A 16,309-nucleotide genomic window follows, 5' to 3' on the forward strand; every position below is an offset into this window, starting at 1 on the left:
GAAACACACCGGGATACGCGTCACGCGTCGCTCATCGGTTGCGCAAGCAACTTGTATGCAACGACGGCCGCGACGAGCGCCAGCACGCCGCTTACCGTCAGCGCGTCGGCGAACCCGCTCGCGAACGCAACGGGCGCTGCCTTCGCGAGCACGCCGGCCGCCGACGGCGGCACGCGGCCGAGCGCTTGCGCAAGATCGCCGGCCAGCAGGCTCGACATGAACGGCGCATCGGCGAACGCGCGCAGGCCGGGCGCGGCGGACAGCAGCCGATCGAGTTGCGCGTGCGTGCTCGCCGCCAGCACCGCACCGAGCACGCCGACGGCCGTCACGATCGCCGAGAAGCGCGTCGTCGTGCTGATACCCGACGCCATGCCCGTGCGGTTCGGCGGCACGCACGCCATGATCGCCTTCTGCGTATCGCCGTTCATGATGCCGGCGCCGCAGCCCGTCACGAACATGCCGAGCGCGACGAGCCGGTAGTCGCCGCTGGCCGTCAGCGCCGCGGTCGCGAGGTTACCCGCACCGATCAACGCGAGCCCGCCCGCCAGCACGCCGCCGGACGACACGCGCGCGGCGAGCGCCGCACCGAGCGACGGCCCGGCGACCATCGCGAACGCGAACGGCAGCATGCCGAGCCCCGCGTCGATCGCCGACATCCCGAACGCGTTTTGCAGGTACAGCGGCAGGAACGTCATCATCACCTGCGCGCACGCCGCATAACCGAACATCGCGAGCACGGCGCCGACGAAGCGCGGCTGGCGGAACAGCGCGAGATCGATCATCGGCCGCGACTGCCAGCGTTCCGCGCCGATGAACGCGGCAAACAGCGCGACGGCAAGCGCGAGCCGGCCGAGCGTCGAGGCCGACAGCCAGCCGTGCGACGGTGCGCCGATCAGCGCCGCGATCGCGCACGACAGCGCCGCGCCGAACAGCAGGCTGCCGGCCGCGTCCACGCGTTTCGCGTGCGGATCGCGCGATTCGTCGATCGCGACGCGCGCGCCAACCGCCAGCAGCGCGCAGACGGGCAGGTTCAACAGGAACACCCAGCGCCACCCGATCCATTGCGTGATCGCACCGCCGACCAGCGGCGCGATCGCCGTCGCGATCCCCATGCACATGCCCCAGATCGCCCACGCGCGCGCCCGTTCGCGCCCTTCCGGAAACCGGTTCGCGATCACCGCGAGCGCGGCCGTCAGCAGCAGCGCGGCGCCGCCGCCCTTCACCGCGCGCGCGGCGATCAGCCAGCCGGCCGACGGCGCGACGCCGCAGCCGAGCGACGCGAGAAAAAAGAGCGCGAGCCCTGCACCAAGCATCCGCTTGCGGCCGAAGCGGTCGGCGAGCCCACCGGCCGGCAGCAGGCACGCGGCGAACGCGGTCATGTACGCGCTCACGACCCATTCGATCTCGGCGAAGCTCGCGTGAAAACTGCGTGCGATGCTCGGCAACGACACGGCGACGACGTTCGTGTCGAGCACGATCAGCGAACAGGTCGCGGACGCGACGGCAAGCGTCGCGGCAGCCGGCAGGCGGGTGCCCGCGCGCGGGGCGGCGGCCGCGTCTGCGCGCGACGCCGGGGAGGATTGGGACATCGGCAACTCCGGAACAGGATCAACGACCCGTATGCTAGGCTTGCCCGGTATTGCCTGTCATTGACACTCCCACGCTGTTTTATTGACGAAAATTGCAATCATGGACCGGCTCGAATTCCGTCACGTGCGCGCGTTCCTGAGCGTCGCGCAGCACCTGCATTTCGCCCGTGCGGCCGAGGCGCTCGACATGGCGCCGCCCGCGCTCACACGGCAGATCCAGGAAGCCGAACGCGTGCTCGGCGTGCGGCTCTTTCACCGGTCGCGCCGCGCGGTCACGCTGAGCGCGGCCGGCGAGGCCTATCTCGCCGAGGCCAGCGCCGCGTTCGAGCATCTGCAGCGCGGCCGCGAACTCGCCGCGCTGGCCGAACGCGGCGAACTCGGCCGGATCGAGATCGGCTACGTATCGTCCGCCGTCTATTCGGGCACGCTGCAGCGCACGGTCGGCGCGTTTCGCGCCGCACACCCGCGCATCGAGCTGAACCTGCGCGAAGTGCCGATGGACGACGTCGCGAACCAGCTCGACGCGGGCCGACTCGACCTCGCATACGTACGCCCGCCGCTGCCGCTGCCCGGCGGCCTGCGGATCGTCACGCTGCAGCGCGACGTGTTCGTCGCGGCCGTGCCGGCCGAATCGCGCTACGCGGCGATGGCCACCGTACGCGCGGCCGACCTCGCCGACGCGCGCTTCGCGGTGCCCGAGCAGGAGCGCGGCACGCTCGAGGTCGCGCGCCGCGGCCGCTTCGCGCCGGTGATCGCCGCACGGCCGGGCGGCCTGCTCGCGGTGCTCGCGTGCGTGTCCGTGAACGGCTGGGTCGCCGTGATTCCCGATGCGCTCGCCGGTTGCGTGTCGCTGCCGGGCGTCGTGTACCGGCCAATCGCCGGCAAGCCGATCACGTCCGAACTCGCACTTGCGCACCGGCGGTTCGAAAAGGCGCCCGCGGTGCGGGCGTTCCTGCGCACGGTTCCTGCCGCTGCATGACGTACTCGCGCGCGTCGATACCGGCCGTCCCGGCCATCATCACCGCGCGAATATGCATTTCTCGATTCGATGTTTGTCGGCCGGAAACCGATTCCGTAACCTGCCCGGCAGCCGCGCCGCACGCGCGCGGATCACCGAGGACACGCCGCCGATGAACCCCTCTTCCGCCATAGCGCGCCGCCGCATGCTGCAGCGTCTTGTCGCCCTCGCCGCCGCACCGCTCGCGGGCGGCATCGCGCTGCCTGCCCGCGCGGCCGGCGCCGACCTGTCGGGCGTCACGCTCGTGCTCGGCGACCAGGCCGGCGGCCTGCGTGCGCTGGCCGAAGCCGCGCGCGTGCTCGACGGCACGCCCTACCGGTTCCGCTGGGCCAATTTCCAGGGCGCCGCGCCGCTGTTCGAGGCCCAGCGCGCGGGCGCGATCGATCTCGCGCCGGCCGGCGACCTGCCCGTGCTGACAGCTGCACTCGGCGATCCGGCGTTGCGGATCGTCGCGACGCGCGTCGGCTCGCCGGCGTCGCTCGGCATCGTCGTGCAGCCCGATTCACCGGTCCGCGCGGTCGCCGACCTGAAGGGGCAAACCGTCGTCGTGTCGTCCGCACGCGGCAGCATCTCGCAATACCAGTTGTACGGCGCGCTGCGCGAACACGGCCTCGCGCCGCGCGACGTCGACGTGCGCTTCGTGCTGCCCGTCGATGCGTTCGCCGCGTTCGAGGCGAAACGGATCGGCATCTGGGCGACGTTCGACCCGTACTACGGGCATGCGGTAAGACGCGGCGCGCGCATCGTCCGCGACGGCAGCGGCATCAATTCGGGGCTCGCGTTCCTCACGTCGCCGGTCGACACGCTCGACGATCGCGCGAAGCGCGCCGCGCTCGCGGACGTGCTCGCACGGCTCGCCCGCGCGGGCCAGTGGGCACTCGCGCACCCGGCCGATTACGCGAGCGTCTATGCGTCGCTCACGCGCCTGCCGCCCGACGCGGCCACCGACATCGCGCACCGGGCCGCGCTCGCGCAACGCAGCCTCAGCGGCGCCGACATCGACGTGCTGCAGCGCGTCGCCGACCGCGCGGCGGCGGACGCGATCCTGCCGCGGCGCGTCGACGTCGCGTCGATCGCGATCCGGAACGTGTCTGCGTGACGATGCCGCGAGCGGCGGCGTTCAGCGCGGCCGCGCCATATCGAGGTCCGGCACGTCGTCGCCGAACGTCGACGCGACGAGCGTGCGCATCGCGGCGATCAGCAGCGTCGGCCCCGACTGGTTGAACGTGCAGCGCTCGCCCGCGGCCGGCACGGCCCGGTGCAGTACGGCCCGCCACGCGCCGCGCCCGCCGTCGCGCTCGAATGCGGCGAACGGCAGCCGCTCGACGATCGGGCTGCCGTCCGCCCACGACGACGACGGCGCGAACGGCACCGGCGCCCCGCCCGGTGCGCGAATCGACGTACAACCGGACGCGTCGGCGCGCGGGGCGTCATGGCCTTCCGCGATCGCGACCCAATAATCCAGCGGTGCGCCCGTCAGATCCTGAACTTGCATGGCCGTCTCCGTCACCGTCGTTGCAGACGCCATGCTAACCGCTGCACACGCGTGAACGGCGAGTCGCGGATCGCGCCGACCGCGCCCGCCGGCGGCCGGCCGCATCGCTGAAACCCCTCCCCCGAGCAAACCCGCGCCCCCTGTCACCATCGCGTCATTCGTGCGTACAATCATCCGAAGCTTGCCGCCCGGCCCGCAGCAAGCCAACCAGGCCATCACAAACACAAGACTTGCGCCGAACCGGACCCGTTTCCGCACCTTCGGCGACAACAGGACCAGACAATGCGGCGCAGACCGGATCTCACGGGGGGACGTATGTCCACGCACACCCGAAAGCCGTTGGTATCGCTCGTCGTGCCCTTTCACGACGAAGCGGAAGCGATCGATGCATTCTTCGCGACCACCGTTCCGATACTGGAATCGATCGGCACCGCGCGCTTCGAAATCGTTTGCGTGAACGACGGCAGCCGCGACGACACGCTGGACAAGCTGATCGACATCGCGGCCGGCGATCCGCGCGTGCGCATCGTCGATCTCACGCGGCGCTTCGGCAAGGAAGCCGCGCTCACCGCCGGCATCGATGAAGCCGCCGGCGCGGCCGTGATCCTGATCGACGCCGATCTGCAAGACCCGCCCGCACTGATTCCCGCGATGGTCGAACGCTGGCACGCGGGCGCCGAGGTCGTTGCCGCCAAGCGCACCGACCGCATGTGCGATCCGCTGATGCAGCGCGTGGCCGCCGCGCTCTACTACCGCGTGCACAACCGGCTCTCCGAAGTCGAGATGCCGGAGAACGTCGGCGATTTCCGCCTGATGGACCGCCAGGTCGTCGACGCGCTGTGCGCGCTGCCCGAGCGGCGTCGTTTCATGAAAGGCCTGTTCGCGTGGGTCGGCTACCGCACCGAAATCATCGAATACACGCGCGCGCCTCGCAGCGGCGGCCGCTCCAAATTCTCCGGGTGGCGGCGCTGGAACTTCGCGCTCGAAGGCATCACGAGCTTCAGCACCGTGCCGCTGCGTGTGTGGACCTACATCGGCCTCGCGTTCGCCGCGCTCTCGCTCGTCTACGGTGCGTACATCGTCATGCGCACGCTGCTGTTCGGCAACCCCGTGCACGGCTATGCGTCGCTGATTTCCGTGATGCTGTTCGTCGGCGGCATCCAGTTGATCGGTATCGGCGTGATCGGCGAATACCTCGGCCGCATCTATCACGAATCGAAGCAGCGACCGGTCTATCTGGTGCGGCGCCGCTACCGCGCCGACGCCCATGCGGTCCAGCAGCCCGCGGGGCACGCCGCGCAGCCGGACCGTTCGAAGCTGCTGCAGTTTCCGGTCCGGCGCGTCGCCGCGGCCCGACGCCGGCAGGCCGCCGCCGTGGGCGTGCCGGTATCGCGCAACCTGTCGGTCAAGTAACGTCGCATGGATATCTCCAGCTCATCGATACGGACCGACGAACGCGCCGTTCGCGTCTGGCTGACACCGGGCCGCATCGCGCTTTACAGCGCGGTCATGCTGACGATCGGCGTGCTGTTCGTGTCGCTGCTGGTCTGGAACGGCGTCCTCTCGACCGACCCGGGCACGTTCCGCCCCGGCTCGGGATACATGGTGTTCTGGTCCGCGTCGCATCTGATGCTGCACGGCTCGTCGTGGCAGGCCTACGACGTCCCGACGTTCTCGCGGGTGCTCGCCGGCTTGTTCCCGACGACCGGTCGTTATGCGTTCCTGCCGTGGCTGTACCCGCCTTCGTATCTGCTGGTGGTGGCGCCGTTCGCGCTGCTGCCCTATGCGATCAGCTATCCGCTGTTCATCGCGCTCGGCATCGTGCTGCTCGGCGTGGCGGCCTGGCGGGTGTCGGGGCTCGCCGCGACGCCCGGCGCGAAACGTGTCGGCTGGCTCGCGCTGCTTGCATGCCCGGGCGTATTCGTCACCGCGACGTACGGACAGAACGCGATGCTGACCGCGGCATGCGCGGCGCTCGCCGTGTATTTCGTCGATCGGCGGCCGATGCTGGCCGGTTTCCTGATCGGCCTGCTGTCGGTCAAGCCGCAACTGGCGTTGCTGTTCCCGTTCGTGCTGATTGCCGCGCGCGCATGGCGCGCGTTCGCGTGGGCCGCGGCATTCGCCGTCGCATTCACCGCGCTGGGGGTTGCGACGGGCGGCATCGAATCGGTCCGCCTCTTTCTGCAAAATGCCGGCGCGCTGCGTTCGCTGATCATCGAGCATGGCGTGCCGTTCTGGTTTGCATCGCCGACACCGTTCGCGGCGTTCCGCCTCGCCGGCCTGTCGCCGGCACTCGCGTACGCCGGGCAAGCCGCCATCGCCGCGATCGCGATCGCGGCCGCGTGTTTCGTCTGGCACCGCAACCGGGATGTGCGGCTGCGCGGCGCGGTACTGGTCATCGCGACGCTCGCCGCGAATCCCTATGTCTGGCACTACGAACTGTCGTGGCTGTGCATCCCGATCGCGTGCATGATCGCGATCGGCTCGCAGAACGGCTGGCTGCGCGGCGAGCAAAGCGTCGTCGCGGCGATGTGGGCGCTGCCGCTGTACGAGTTCCTGAATCCTTGGATGAAGCTGCCGCAGATCGGGCCTGCTGTCACGTCGGTCGCCTTGCTCATGCTGCTGCGGCGTGCACAGGTCGCCGGCCGCGGCGCGCGCACCGATAGCGTTCGCACGCGCTGAGCGGATTGCCACGCGTTACCGGCGCAGCGCCCTGCTTGATTCGGGCGGATGGCCGACCATCGGAATCCGGCCACGGCATCGCATGAGGCCACTCCCGCGATCCCCCGTGCGCCGACAAGCACGATCCCGATACTTTCTTGCCTTGCAGCGCGCCCGCCGTCGACGAAGCCTGCCCCGACGGTGAAACAGCCCCCCGCACACCCCGCGCATCGGTATTACGAATCGTCCATTTCTGCATACAATATTCGTAACGCCTGTCGTCCGTCCTGCGGTGGACGACACCCGGATCCATACGGTGCAGCGCAGGCCGGATTTCTCGGGGGATGCATGCCCACGCACGCCAGAAAACCGCTGATCTCGCTCGTCGTGCCGTTTCACGACGAAGACGAAACGATCGACGCGTTCTTTGCCGAAACACTGCCCGTGCTCGAATCGGTCGACGCGGTCCGCTTCGAGATCGTCTGCATCAACGACGGCAGCCGCGATCGCACGCTCGACCGGCTGCTCGCGGTCATGGCCGGCGACCCGCGCGTGCGCATCGTCGATCTCACGCGCCGCTTCGGCAAGGAGGCCGCGCTCACCGCCGGCATCGACGAAGCCGCCGGCGCGGCCGTGATCCTGATCGACGCCGATCTGCAGGACCCGCCTGCACTGATCCCCGCGATGGTCGAACGCTGGCAAGCGGGAGCCGAGGTCGTCGCCGCGAAGCGCACCGACCGCACGTGCGATCCGCTGATGCAGCGCGTGGCCGCCGCGCTCTACTACCGCGTGCACAACCGGCTCTCCGAAGTCGAGATGCCGGAGAACGTCGGCGATTTCCGACTGATGGACCGCCAGGTCGTCGACGCGCTGTGCGCACTCCCCGAGCGGCATCGCTTCATGAAAGGCCTGTTCGCGTGGGTCGGTTACCGCACCGAGATCATCGAATACACACGCGCGCCTCGCAGTGGCGGGCGCTCCAAATTCTCCGGATGGCGGCGCTGGAACTTCGCGCTCGAAGGCATCACGAGCTTCAGCACCGTACCGCTGCGCGTATGGACCTACATCGGCCTCGCATTCGCCGCGCTCTCGCTCGTCTACGGCGCGTACATCGTCCTGCGCACGCTGCTGTTCGGCAATCCCGTGCACGGCTACGCGTCGCTGATTTCCGTAATGCTGTTCGTCGGCGGCATCCAGCTGATCGGCATCGGCGTGATCGGCGAATACCTCGGCCGCATCTATCACGAATCGAAGCAACGCCCGGTCTATCTCGTGCGCCGTCGTTACCGCGCCGAGCCTGACGCCGCCGCGCATCCGGCGTCGAAGCTGCTGCAGTTTCCGCTCAAGCGCGTGCACGCGACGCGCCGCCGGCCGGTGGCGCCCGCGGCCGCCGGCCACAGCGCCAAGCGCACCTCCGTCAAGTAACCGGCACGCGGCACATGGACATTCCCCGGCAATCGATGCGCTCGGCGGAACACCCCGTTCGCGCGTGGCTGACACCCCGACGCGTCGTCACGTACAGCGCGTTCGTGCTCATCTTCTACGCGCTGTTCCTGGCGATCTGGGCGTACGTGATCCGCTACGCGCCGGACACCGCCACCAAGCGCCCGGGTGCGGACTACGCGGTGTTCTGGTCGGCGTCGTACGTGATGCTGCACGGCGCACCATGGCAAGCGTACGATCTCCCGACCTTCTCTCGGCTGTCGGCCGCGTTGTTCCCGTCTTTCCGCGGCGAAGGTTTCGTCGCGTGGCTGTACCCGCCCACCTACCTGCTGCTCGTGACGCCGCTCGCACTACTGCCTTTCGCGATCGGCTATCCGCTGTTCGTCGCGTTCGGCATCGTCGTGTTCGGGTGCGCCGCGTGGCGCGTCTCGGGCCTCGGCGCGACGCCCGGCGTGCTGCGCGTCGGCGCGTTTGCGCTGGTCGCCGCGCCGTGCGTGTTCGTCACCGCGATGCTCGGGCAGAACGCGTTCCTGACCGCTGCGTGCGCGGCGCTGGCCGTCTACTGGGCCGACCGGCGGCCGATGTGGGCAGGCCTCTGCATCGGCCTGCTGTCGGTCAAGCCGCAGATGGCGCTGCTGTTCCCGTTCGTGCTGATCGCCGCGCGCGCGTGGCGCACGATCGCGTGGGCTGCGCTCGCCACCACCGTGTTCGGCGCGTTGAGCGTACTGGTGTGCGGCGTCGAGTCGCTGCGCCTGTTCGCCGCCAGCGCGGAGCTCGCGCGATCGCTCATTCTCGAGCATCGCGTGATGTTCTGGTTCGCGTCGCCGACGCCGTTCGCGGCGTTCCGCCTCGCGGGCCTGCCGCTCGGCGCCGCGTATGCCGCACACGCCTGCGTCGCGGCGATCGCGATCGCGGCCGCGTGCTTCGTGTGGGCACGCTCGCGCGACACCCGCGTGCGCGCAGCGGCGCTGGCGGTCGCGACGCTCGTCGCGAACCCGTACGTGTGGCACTACGAGCTCGTGTGGCTCGGTCTCGCGATCGCCTGCATGCTGGCGATCGGCTGGCGCGACGGCTGGCTGCGCGGCGAGCAGACCATGATCGCGCTGATGTGGGCGTTGCCACTCGTCGAATACCTGAACGCGTGGCTGCTGCTGCCGCAAATCGGCCCCGCCGTGACGCTCGGCGCCCTCCTCGTGCTGCTGCGCCGCGCGCGGTCCGGCGCTCACAGCGCGAGCCGCGGCGGCACGTACACGCCGTAGTACGGTCCGACGCCGTCCGCGACGCCGGTCAGCTTCACGCCACCGACAAAGTGGCCCTGGATGTACTTGTACGAGCCGCCGAGCGACACGTCGATGTGGAACGCCGCGAACGCGACGATCGGCACAGTGGTGCTGCTCGACGTCTGCGTGACGACCGGCAGCACCACCGTCGCGCCGACCGGCACCGACGTGTAGAGCGTCGCCTTCACGCCGGTCGCGAGGTTGATGCTGTCGCCAATGCTCAGCGTGGTCGGGTTGCCGGTCACCATCAGCCCGCCCATCGTCGTCGTGTCGGTCGCCGTCGACTGGAACGACGTCCACTGCCCGCCCATGCACAGCAAGCCGTAGGTCTGGCCGTTCGTGATCGAGAACTCGTACGGCAAGCCCGTCAGCGGATTGATCAGCGGCTGGTTGGTCACCGCGTTCCAGTACTGGTTGTAGATGCACTGGTCGATCGCGATCGGAAACAGCCCGCCGGCCGCCACCCCGCCCGGCGCGGCCAGCACTGCCACCGCGGTCGCGCTGCCGGACGCGCCGGAAATCCCCAGCAGCCCGCCGAGCAGCAGCGGAATCGAGCCGCCGTTCACACCCGGCGCGCGCGACACGGTGACCTGCACGGCCGGCACGTCGTACACGCCGGGCGTAATGGTCGTCGCCTGCATGCCCGCAGGGCTGCGCGTCATGTTCCAGTACCCGGTGGCCACCGTGCCGGACGACAGCGCGGCACCGGCCGCCGAATTCCGCGCGATCACGCCGTTCGCCGCCGACGCGGCCTGCGACCAGTTCACCGCGCCGCCGCTCGACGACATCATCGCGTCGGCCCCCGCGAGCGCGGCCGCGTCGGCGGCGTTCTGCAACTGGTTGCGCACGGTGGCCACCCACGCGATGTCGATCGCCAGCGCGCCGAACGACAGCAATGGAATCAGGAACAACAGGAAGAACAGCGCGACCGAACCGCGCTGCCGCGCCAGCGCGACGGGCCGCGCGCCGCATGCGTCATTCATAGAGCATCACCGACGTGGCCGAGACCGTCACCGGGCCGGTCAGCGCGCTGAACGCGGAACCGAGCACCATCCCCGAATACGTGTAGGTCACCGTCACCGTCAGCGCGGTGCCCGACGTCGTCCCGTTCGCCTGCGTCACGGTCACGGCCGGCGTCGTCGCGGTGCCGCCGGTGATCAGGCTGTTCTGCATGTAGGTCTGCGCGACGCTGGCGACCTGCGTCGTGGTCAGCATCGGCACGCGCAGCACGACGCCGGCGCGCGCGGCCTCGCGGCTCGCGTTCGTGATGACGGCCTTGTCGCACAGGATCAGGCTCGTATCGATGATGCCGATCAGCACCATCAGCAGGAACGGCAGCATCAGCACGAACTCGAGGGACACGACGCCGCGCGCGCGGCGGACGCCCGTCGCCCCGCGTGTCATTTTGCGGCCCCCGCTCCCGGCGGCGCGATGCCCGACTCCAGCGCCGCGCCCGACAGCGGCGGCGTGCCGCCTGCCGCCCCGCGCGACGCGAGCCGCGCGCGCACCGCCTGGTAGAAGCGCAGGTTGTCGGCCACCGCCGACGCGGGCAGATCCGCGGACAGCAGCTTCTTCGCCGAATCGGTATTGCCGAGCACGCCATACGCGAACGCGAGGTTCTGGCGCGCCTGCCACGGCGCGTCGGGCAGCCCCGCGACGTCGAGCAGCACGTTCACGCCCTCGCGCGGCCGGTTGCCCAGCACGAGCGACAGCCCGAGGTCGATGCGCAGCCCCTGCGCGTCCGGGTGCGCGCGCAGCGCGTCGCGATACACGGCCTGCGCATCCGCATGGCGCCCCTGCAGGTCGAGCACGGTGCCGAGCCCTTGTGCCGCGAGCGGATGGTTCGGCTGCGCGGCCAGCAGGTCGCGATAGCGCTGCGCGGCCTCGTCGAGCCGGCGCTGCCGCAACGCGATGCGCGCGAGCCCGAGCTGTGGGCCGAGCTCCGCGGGCGACTGCCGCTGCGCTTGCTCGTAGAGGATCCGCGCGCGCTCCAGGTTGCCCGTGCGATAGTTGACGTCACCGAGCCCCAGTTGCGCCGCGAGCGAATCGGGATGCTTCGCGAGCACCTTCTCGTACAGCGTCGATGCGAGATCGACGTTGCCGCCGGCGAGCGCGCTGTCCGCGATGCGCAGTTCGGCCTGCGGATCGTCGCTCTTGTGCGACAGCACCGGCCGCGTCTGGACACCCGGTGCGCCGCAGCCACCGGCCAGCACCGGCAGCACGGCCGCGAGCACGAGCGCGCGTACGACGGATCGTGTCATTTGAACACCTCGAGGAGGCGGATTGCCGCCGGGCCCGCCGCGATCAGGCAGACCGTCGGCAGGATGAACAACATCATCGGCAGCGTGATCTTCGGCGCGAGCTTCGCGGCCTTTTCCTCGAGCGCGACGATCTGCTCGGTGCGCTCGGTGCGCGACAGCGTTCGCAGCGCCCGCGTGATCGGCGTGCCGAACCGTTGCGACTGCGTGAGCGTCGTCGCGAGCGAGCGCGCCGACGCGAAATCGACGCGCGTCGCGAAATGCGTGAGCGTCGCGGACACGTCGCCGCTGAGCGTGAGCTCGTCCGCGCACACCGTCAGCTCGTCGGCCAGCGGCGGGCAGATGCGCGCCAGTTCGTGCGCGACGCGCCGGACGCCCGACGCGAGACTGTTGCCGGCCATCGTGCAGATCACGAGCAGGTCGAGCGCGTCCGGAAAGCACGCGGCGATGATCCGCCGCCGCCGCCGGATCATTGCGCCGAGCACGTACTCGGGCACGATCACGCCGATCACGAACGCGGCGACCATCGCCAGCGCGCGGATCACGAAGTATTCGCCGAAGCGCGGGATGAACGGGCTGAACACGATCGCGACGCCCGCGAACAGCACGCCGCAGCTCAGCTTGATCCCGATCATCGACGACACCGCGCGGCGCTCGCGAAAACCCGCGCGCGCCAGTTGCAGGCCGAGCTTCACGCGCTGCATCGGGTCGAGCACCGGCAGCCGCTCGCCGAGCTGCGCGAGCCGGCGCGTCAGGCCCTGGCGGACTTCGCCCGGCTGCAGCAGCCCCGCCGACGGCGACGGCGCGCGCTGTCCGGCCGCCTGCTGCACGCGCGCGGCGATGCGCCGGCGCGTGCCGCCGCCGGGCCTGGCGAGCGCCACGCCGACACAGGCGAGCAACAGCAGCAATTCAAGGCCACGGGCGGCCAGTATCGATATCGTCATCGTGCGGTATCCAGTCGCGAGATCTTGCGGATCGTCAGCAGCCCCACCGTCAGCAGCCCGGCGGCGATCGTCAGCATCGTGTTGCCGGCGTGCGTCGTGAACAGCAGCATCACGTACGCGCGATTCACGAGGAACAGCGCGCCGATCATCACGAACGGCACCGCCGAAATGATCTTCGTCGTGATCCGCCCTTCGGCGGTCAGCGCGCGGGTCTTCAGGCGGATGTCGCGACGCGTGCGGATGATGCTCGACAGTTCGTCGAGCGTCTCGCCGAGGCTGCCGCCGGTTTCGCGCTGCAGCAGCAGGTAGACGGTGAAGAACGAGAAGTCCGCGATCATCAGCCGGTCCGCCGCCTGCGTCAGCACATCCTTGAGATCCGCGCCCACCCGCAGGCTGTCGCCCATCGTGCGGAACGTCGAACGCACCGGCTCGGCCGCGCTGTCGCCGACCGTGCTGATCGCCTGCGTGACCGGAATGCCCGCGCGCACGGCCCGCACGATCAGGTCGATCGCGTCCGGGAATGCCTCGAGAAAGCGGACCCGGAAACGCTCGACCAGTGCGCGGTAGCTGGCGCGCATCGCGACCAGCGGCAGCCCGATGGTGATCAACGGGCGCAGCACGCCCGGCGGCCCGATCAGCTTCACCGCGACGATCGCCGCGATCGCGCCGGCCACCGTGCTGGCGATGACGATCCGCATGCCGCCTTCGCCGCCCACCGCCCGCACGCGTGTCACGTAGTGCTGCAGCCACGTGCGCACGCGGTTTTGCCGGCGTTCGAGGTTGAACAGCGCGACGCCGGACCCGTCGGCCGCGCCCGCATCGCGACCCGCGAGCAACGGCGACAGGCGCCGCATCCGCTCGCGAATGCGCCGCGCGGGCGTGTGGCGCGCGCGCTCCAGCAGCGACGACAGCGCGAGCCCGATCGCGAGGATCACGACGAACGCGCACACCGCGAACAGGTCGGCGGCCCTCATGGCCGGAATACCTCGGCGAGCGCATCCTCCTGGCCGTAGTACGCGGCGCGCGCCGCGAACGCCGGCCGCAGCGACGACGCGTCGAACACGCCCTTGACCGCGTCGCGCGTCGTGTCGCCTTCCTGGCGGAACGCGAACAGGTCCTGCGTGATGACCACCTCGCCCTCCATCCCGACGATCTCGGTGATCCGCGTGACGCGCCGCACGCCGTCGCGCATCCGCTCGATCTGCACGAACAGGTGCACGGCGCTCGCGATCTGGCGCCGGATCGACAACAGCTGCAGGTTCGCGTTCGCCATCATCACCATGCTCTCGAGCCGGCTGATCGCATCGCGCGGCGAGTTCGCATGGATCGTCGTCATCGAGCCGTCGTGGCCGGTGTTCATCGCCTGCAGCACGTCGAACGCCTCCGGGCCGCGAATCTCGCCGAGGATGATGCGGTCGGGCCGCATCCGCAGCGCGTTGCGCACGAGGTCGCGCTGCGAGATGCCGCCGAGCCCCTCGGTATTCTCCGGCCGTGTCTCGAGGCTGACGACGTGCGGCTGCTGCAGCTGCAGCTCGGCCGCGTCCTCGATCGTCACGACCCGTTCGTGCTGCTCGATGTGCTGCGACAGCGCATTGAGCAGCGTCGTCTTGCCCGAGCCGGTGCCGCCCGAGATCACGATGTTCAGCCGGCACGAACACGCCACCTTCAGCAGTTGCAGCATCGGATGCGAGATGTTGCCTTGATGCGCCATCCGCGCGAGCGTGATGTCGCGCTTCGCGAACTTGCGGATCGAGATCGACGGGCCGCGCATCGCGATCGGCGGCAGCACGACGTTCACGCGGCTGCCGTCGGCGAGCCGCGCGTCGACCATCGGGCTGCTCTCGTCGACGCGCCGGCCCACCGCCGCCGCGATCCGCTGCGCGACGCTCGTCACGTGCGCGTCATCGCGAAACTTCAGCGACGTGAGCTCGAGCCGGCCCGCGCGCTCGACGTAGACCTGGTCGGGCCCGTTGACGAGGATGTCGGTGACCGTTTCATCGGCGAGCAGCGGCTCGATCGGCCCGACGCCGAACATGTCGTTCAGGATCGCATCGACGATCAGCACCTGCTCGCCGGCCGTGATCTTCAGGCGCTCGCGCTCGACCGTGTGCGCCGCCACCTGCTCGATGCCCGCGCGCACCTCGTCGCGCGTCTTCATCAACGCCGCCGACATGTTCATCGACGCGAACACCGCGGTGCGGATCGCATCGAACTTGCCGGAGCGGATCAGCGCCTCGTGAGTGTCGGCGGTCGCGGGTGCGCGTGTCGGCGGCGGCGCGGGCGCGACCGGTAGCGCCGTCGCCGTCGCCGGTTCACGCGGTACCGCTGGCACCGCGGCCGGCGCGGGGTCCGGCGGCGGCCGGTTGCGGTTGCCGAACGTCACGATCCTTTCCTCCACTTGACGAAGCGCGCGTACCACGGCTCGGCGATGGCCATCGGTTCGCCGGTGATGCCGTTCGCGAGCTGCAGGATCCCGTCAACAAAGCCGTGGGCCTTCGCGCCTTCGATCGGCTCGCCGAGGTTCTCGGCGACCGCGAGCGTCTGCGGCTCGTGCGGCAGCTCGCGCAGCGTCGCGCCGCCGAACGCTTCCGCGAAATCGGCCGGCTCGACCCGGCCCGCGACCGGCGCGAGCGGATTGTTCAGCACCATCGACAGCTGCCGCTCGCCCGGCAGCTCCTGCACGAAGCGCGCGAGCCGCGCGGATTCGTATGCGGCGTGCACCGAGCGGTCGGCGACGACGTACGCGAGATCGGACGCCTCGAGCGCATCCTCGAGCAGCTTGCCGGCACCACTGCCGACATCGAACAGCACGTAGTGGAAGCGGTCCTTCAGCATGTCGACCAGCCGCGCGATCGCCCCGTCGCTCAGCGGCACGTCGGCGCCGTACGAGAGCTCGGCCGACAGCACGTGCAGGCGGTCGCCCTTCGTGACGAACATGCGGTCGAACAGCGCGTCGTCGGGGCGCTGCTCCATGTTCAGCAGCTCGACCAGCCCGTTGTTGCTGGACAGCCCGAGCATCGAGTTCGCGCCGCCGCCATGCAGGTTCAGGTCGATATACGCGACGCGGCGGCGCTTCTCGCCCGTCAGGCAGCGCGCGAGGCTCACCGCGATGGTCGTCGTGCCGACGCCGCCGCGCGCGCCGACGAAACTGACGATCTTGCCGGTGCGCCCCTGCACGACCGATTCCGTCGCCGTCAGCGCGCGCCGCATCAGCTCGACGGTCAGCGGCTTGACGATGTAGTCCTGCACGCCGATGCCGAGCAGGTTGCGAAACAGCCCGACGTCGTTCTGCGTGCCGATCGCGACGACCCGCACCGATGGATCGCACACGTCGGCGAGCCGCATCAGGTCCGATACCGGCAGCACCGAATCCGACACGTCGATGACCAGCTGGCGCGGCGAGCGCTCCTGCTGCTGCAGCAACCGGATCGCGTCGTCGCAGGTGCCCGTCTGCAGGTGCGCACGCGTGATCGACAGATCCTGCGCGACGCGCCGGATCACGTCCTCGCTGCCGGGATCGGACACGACCGCGACGAGGTCCGTCGCGCCGGCGGACACGGCGCGCTTGGCATTCTGGCGTTCGAGGACGTTCATGGGCGGCATCGCGATGGCAGCGGAAAT

Annotated in this window: 15 protein-coding genes; 6 read left to right on the plus strand and 9 right to left on the minus strand. The window is 70.1% G+C overall.

The genetic code is table 11. The features are described 5' to 3' along the window. Positions 1-20: 20 nt before the first annotated feature. A complete protein-coding gene (locus H3H55_RS26655; protein WP_193100885.1) occupies positions 21-1,589 on the minus strand; it encodes an MFS transporter in 1,569 nt (522 codons plus the stop codon). Between the two features lie 100 nt (positions 1,590-1,689). Here H3H55_RS26655 and H3H55_RS26660 point away from each other — a divergent pair, with 100 nt between their 5' ends. Both H3H55_RS26660 and H3H55_RS26665 read left to right on the plus strand, forming a co-directional pair. Beyond that, complete coding sequence (locus tag H3H55_RS26660) at positions 1,690-2,568, plus strand: LysR family transcriptional regulator (protein WP_193100886.1); 879 nt, start codon at positions 1,690-1,692, stop codon at positions 2,566-2,568. Positions 2,569-2,719: 151 nt separating this feature from the next. Next, positions 2,720-3,706: an ABC transporter substrate-binding protein gene (locus H3H55_RS26665; RefSeq protein WP_193100887.1), complete on the plus strand. Its 987-nt coding sequence runs from the start codon at positions 2,720-2,722 to the stop codon at positions 3,704-3,706. 21 nt (positions 3,707-3,727) lie between these two features. Here H3H55_RS26665 and H3H55_RS26670 read toward each other — a convergent pair whose 3' ends face one another. Continuing rightward, entirely contained in the window at positions 3,728-4,102 is a 375-nt protein-coding gene (locus H3H55_RS26670; RefSeq protein ID WP_193100888.1) for a phage protein NinX family protein, read from the minus strand. Positions 4,103-4,417: 315 nt separating this feature from the next. Here H3H55_RS26670 and H3H55_RS26675 point away from each other — a divergent pair, with 315 nt between their 5' ends. The 4 genes from H3H55_RS26675 to H3H55_RS26690 all read left to right on the plus strand — a co-directional run bounded on the left by H3H55_RS26675 (position 4,418) and on the right by H3H55_RS26690 (position 9,465). After that, positions 4,418-5,515 carry a glycosyltransferase family 2 protein gene (locus tag H3H55_RS26675; RefSeq protein WP_193100889.1) on the plus strand — a complete coding sequence of 366 codons (1,098 nt, stop codon included), beginning with the start codon at positions 4,418-4,420 and terminating at the stop codon, positions 5,513-5,515. A 6-nt stretch (positions 5,516-5,521) separates the two neighbouring features. Beyond that, entirely contained in the window at positions 5,522-6,784 is a 1,263-nt protein-coding gene (locus H3H55_RS26680) for a glycosyltransferase family 87 protein (RefSeq protein WP_193100890.1), read from the plus strand. Between the two features lie 327 nt (positions 6,785-7,111). Further along, complete coding sequence (locus H3H55_RS26685) at positions 7,112-8,188, plus strand: glycosyltransferase family 2 protein (RefSeq protein WP_193100891.1); 1,077 nt, start codon at positions 7,112-7,114, stop codon at positions 8,186-8,188. A 14-nt stretch (positions 8,189-8,202) separates the two neighbouring features. Further along, complete coding sequence (locus H3H55_RS26690; protein ID WP_193100892.1) at positions 8,203-9,465, plus strand: glycosyltransferase family 87 protein; 1,263 nt, start codon at positions 8,203-8,205, stop codon at positions 9,463-9,465. On the opposite strand, the gene H3H55_RS26695 is transcribed toward H3H55_RS26690, so the two are convergent. From H3H55_RS26695 to H3H55_RS26725, 7 genes are read right to left on the minus strand one after another with little or no spacing between them, the layout of a single operon-like run. Continuing rightward, positions 9,429-10,469, minus strand: a complete 1,041-nt coding sequence (locus tag H3H55_RS26695) for a TadG family pilus assembly protein (protein WP_193100893.1) — start codon at positions 10,467-10,469, stop codon at positions 9,429-9,431. The two genes, H3H55_RS26690 and H3H55_RS26695, sit on opposite strands and share 37 nt — an antisense overlap. Continuing rightward, positions 10,462-10,890: a TadE/TadG family type IV pilus assembly protein gene (locus H3H55_RS26700; protein WP_193100894.1), complete on the minus strand. Its 429-nt coding sequence runs from the start codon at positions 10,888-10,890 to the stop codon at positions 10,462-10,464. Before H3H55_RS26700 ends, H3H55_RS26695 begins: the two co-directional genes overlap by 8 nt. Continuing rightward, positions 10,887-11,747 (minus strand): tetratricopeptide repeat protein, encoded by an 861-nt coding sequence (locus tag H3H55_RS26705; protein WP_193100895.1) that lies wholly within the window; start codon positions 11,745-11,747, stop codon positions 10,887-10,889. The genes H3H55_RS26700 and H3H55_RS26705 overlap by 4 nt, the downstream gene beginning before the upstream one ends. Further along, positions 11,744-12,688 (minus strand): type II secretion system F family protein, encoded by a 945-nt coding sequence (locus H3H55_RS26710; RefSeq protein WP_129517001.1) that lies wholly within the window; start codon positions 12,686-12,688, stop codon positions 11,744-11,746. Before H3H55_RS26710 ends, H3H55_RS26705 begins: the two co-directional genes overlap by 4 nt. Further along, on the minus strand, positions 12,685-13,662 hold the full coding sequence (locus tag H3H55_RS26715) for a type II secretion system F family protein (RefSeq protein ID WP_193100896.1): 978 nt from the start codon (positions 13,660-13,662) through the stop codon (positions 12,685-12,687). Before H3H55_RS26715 ends, H3H55_RS26710 begins: the two co-directional genes overlap by 4 nt. Then, positions 13,659-15,071 (minus strand): CpaF family protein, encoded by a 1,413-nt coding sequence (locus tag H3H55_RS26720; protein WP_193100897.1) that lies wholly within the window; start codon positions 15,069-15,071, stop codon positions 13,659-13,661. The genes H3H55_RS26715 and H3H55_RS26720 overlap by 4 nt, the downstream gene beginning before the upstream one ends. Beyond that, positions 15,068-16,291: an AAA family ATPase gene (locus H3H55_RS26725; protein ID WP_193100898.1), complete on the minus strand. Its 1,224-nt coding sequence runs from the start codon at positions 16,289-16,291 to the stop codon at positions 15,068-15,070. The genes H3H55_RS26720 and H3H55_RS26725 overlap by 4 nt, the downstream gene beginning before the upstream one ends. Positions 16,292-16,309 lie beyond the last annotated feature (18 nt).

It is taken from the genome of Burkholderia sp. Z1 (assembly GCF_014893795.1).
Lineage (GTDB): Bacteria > Pseudomonadota > Gammaproteobacteria > Burkholderiales > Burkholderiaceae > Burkholderia > Burkholderia theae.

Bases quoted from the DNA above. Each gene is read 5' to 3' on its own strand.
- H3H55_RS26715 (WP_193100896.1), bottom strand. From the start codon at position 13,662: ATGAGGGCCGCCGACCTGTTCGCGGTGTGCGCGTTCGTCGTGATCCTC.
- H3H55_RS26725 (WP_193100898.1), bottom strand. From the start codon at position 16,291: ATGCCGCCCATGAACGTCCTCGAACGCCAGAATGCCAAGCGCGCCGTG.
- H3H55_RS26670 (WP_193100888.1), bottom strand. From the start codon at position 4,102: ATGCAAGTTCAGGATCTGACGGGCGCACCGCTGGATTATTGGGTCGCG.
- H3H55_RS26700 (WP_193100894.1), bottom strand. From the start codon at position 10,890: ATGACACGCGGGGCGACGGGCGTCCGCCGCGCGCGCGGCGTCGTGTCC.
- H3H55_RS26680 (WP_193100890.1), top strand. From the start codon at position 5,522: ATGGATATCTCCAGCTCATCGATACGGACCGACGAACGCGCCGTTCGC.
- H3H55_RS26665 (WP_193100887.1), top strand. From the start codon at position 2,720: ATGAACCCCTCTTCCGCCATAGCGCGCCGCCGCATGCTGCAGCGTCTT.
- H3H55_RS26710 (WP_129517001.1), bottom strand. From the start codon at position 12,688: ATGACGATATCGATACTGGCCGCCCGTGGCCTTGAATTGCTGCTGTTG.
- H3H55_RS26655 (WP_193100885.1), bottom strand. From the start codon at position 1,589: ATGTCCCAATCCTCCCCGGCGTCGCGCGCAGACGCGGCCGCCGCCCCG.
- H3H55_RS26690 (WP_193100892.1), top strand. From the start codon at position 8,203: ATGGACATTCCCCGGCAATCGATGCGCTCGGCGGAACACCCCGTTCGC.
- H3H55_RS26660 (WP_193100886.1), top strand. From the start codon at position 1,690: ATGGACCGGCTCGAATTCCGTCACGTGCGCGCGTTCCTGAGCGTCGCG.
- H3H55_RS26695 (WP_193100893.1), bottom strand. From the start codon at position 10,469: ATGAATGACGCATGCGGCGCGCGGCCCGTCGCGCTGGCGCGGCAGCGC.
- H3H55_RS26685 (WP_193100891.1), top strand. From the start codon at position 7,112: ATGCCCACGCACGCCAGAAAACCGCTGATCTCGCTCGTCGTGCCGTTT.
- H3H55_RS26675 (WP_193100889.1), top strand. From the start codon at position 4,418: ATGTCCACGCACACCCGAAAGCCGTTGGTATCGCTCGTCGTGCCCTTT.
- H3H55_RS26705 (WP_193100895.1), bottom strand. From the start codon at position 11,747: ATGACACGATCCGTCGTACGCGCGCTCGTGCTCGCGGCCGTGCTGCCG.